The sequence below is a fragment of the Variovorax cryoconiti genome (assembly GCF_051216395.1).
Lineage (GTDB): Bacteria > Pseudomonadota > Gammaproteobacteria > Burkholderiales > Burkholderiaceae_C > Variovorax.
Genome location: NZ_JBPJZI010000052.1, coordinates 1 through 1138, shown reverse-complemented (window position 1 = coordinate 1138; position 1138 = coordinate 1). Strand labels below are relative to the sequence as shown.

The following is a 1138-nucleotide window of genomic DNA, read 5'->3' as shown; positions in this document are numbered from 1 at the left end:
GGCCGCCTCGATCGAATCGTCGAGTTTCGAGCCGTTGGGAAACAGGTAGAGATGGTCGCTGGTGGTGGTGCAGCCGGAGAGCATCAGCTCGGCCATCGCGGTCTGCGTCGACACGCGGATCATCTCGGGTGTGAGGCGTGCCCACAGCAGGTACAGGTTAGTGAGCCAGCCGAACAGCTCTGCGTCTTGCGCCTCGGGCACCGCGCGCGTGAGGCTCTGGTACATGTGGTGGTGCGTGTTGACCAGGCCCGGCATCACCACATGGCCGTGCATGTCGATGGCCTCGGCCTGGCCGTTGCGCAGCGCCTCGTGATACGCGACGGGAAGGTCGGCCGTGGGGCCCGCCCAAGCCACCGCGGGGCCGTCGCACACCACGGCGCCGTCGGCGATTTCACGCCGGGCGGCGTCCATGGTGAGCAGAACGTCGGCATGTCGAAGAATCATCAGCATGCCGGCATTCTTGCCGGGGCTCGGAGGTCGGGCAAGCCCATGGCCGGGTCGCTCACCGTGTGCTTGCCGGTTTCCACGCGGCCGGCGAAGCGGCGGTAGTAGGCCGGGTCAGCATCGCAGGTGACTGCGAAGTCGTACCACTGGCCGCTGGCAGCGAGATCCCAGTGCTGGTCCACGCTCGCACCGCCATTCACGCTTGCGGTCCACGGACCGTCGTTGCGATAGGCCTTGGCGTTGATGGTGAACCTGCACGCCGTCTTGCCGTCGTTGCGCATGGTCAGGTAGACGTTGCCGTTGGCGATGTCGTAGCACACGCGCACTTCGGGCGTGGCATTGCTCGTGCGCACCGCGTTGAGGTTTCCCTTGAAGTGGCGATGAAAGCCATTGGGCCCGAGCACCCACAGGTCGTAAGCACCAGCGTCGTCGGTCATCGCGGCCCAGGTGTCGTCGAGCGTCTTGCCCGCCTCGACCATGTAGCGGCGCGGCAGGCGGTCCAGATGAAGCTTGTCGTAGACATGGAACACGGCGGCCGCTTTGCCGGTGTTGGAGAACAGCAGCTTGAGCTTGCCGCCGACCGCATCGGCCAGGGCGCTGGTGTGCAGTTCGTACGGCAGGGCGCGCGAGGGACGCGTGCCGGTGGGCTGGTTCGGCAACTGGGGATCGAGCGGCAGCGGCACCTGCGTCAACG

At 66.5% G+C, this 1138-nt stretch carries 2 protein-coding genes; both read right to left on the bottom strand.

Going from position 1 to position 1138, the window contains the following annotated elements; genetic code table 11:
• Positions 1-450 (bottom strand): amidohydrolase family protein (locus tag ACSFA2_RS25640; RefSeq protein ID WP_435458144.1); only part of this gene is annotated, 450 nt, incomplete at its 3' end.
• On the bottom strand, positions 444-1138 hold a 695-nt coding region (locus ACSFA2_RS25635; protein ID WP_435458143.1), incomplete at its 5' end, for a phospholipase domain-containing protein. The genes ACSFA2_RS25635 and ACSFA2_RS25640, both read right to left, overlap by 7 nt.